General features: G+C 61.1%; 1 protein-coding gene. It reads left to right on the top strand.

The features are described from left to right. Window positions 1–617 (top strand): citrate/2-methylcitrate synthase (locus AWB82_RS36745; RefSeq protein ID WP_327346164.1); only part of this gene is annotated, 617 nt, incomplete at both ends.

The following is a 617-nucleotide window of genomic DNA, read 5'->3' as shown; positions in this document are numbered from 1 at the left end:
CTGCATTTGCTGCATGGCGTCGCGCCGTCGAAAGCGTGGGTCGATGCGATGCACATCTCGCTCAATCTCTACGCCGAGCACGAATTCAACGCATCGACGTTCACCGCGCGCGTGATCGCGGGCACGGGCTCGGACATGTACTCGGCCATCACCGGCGCGATCGGCGCGCTGCGCGGTCCGAAGCACGGCGGCGCGAACGAAGCCGCGTTCGAAATCCAGTCGCGCTATCAGACGCCCGACGAAGCCGAGGGCGACATCAAGCGCCGCGTGGAGAACAAGGAAGTCGTGATCGGCTTCGGCCATCCGGTGTACACGATCTCCGATCCGCGCAACAAAGTTATCAAGGAAGTTGCGCAGAAGCTGTCGAAGGAAGCGGGCGACACCAAGCTGTTCGACATCGCCGAACGCCTCGAATCCGTGATGTGGGACGCGAAGAAGATGTTCCCGAATCTCGACTGGTTCAGCGCGGTTTCGTATCACATGATGGGCGTGCCGACCGCCATGTTCACGCCGCTTTTCGTGATCTCGCGCACGTCGGGATGGAGCGCGCACATCATCGAGCAACGTATCGACAACAAGATCATCCGGCCGAGCGCGAATTACACGGGACCGGAGAA

It is taken from the genome of Caballeronia glebae, from assembly GCF_001545035.1.
GTDB lineage: Bacteria > Pseudomonadota > Gammaproteobacteria > Burkholderiales > Burkholderiaceae > Caballeronia > Caballeronia glebae.
Note: the sequence above shows the minus strand (reverse complement) of the source record. Positions and strands in the feature narration are given on the sequence as shown.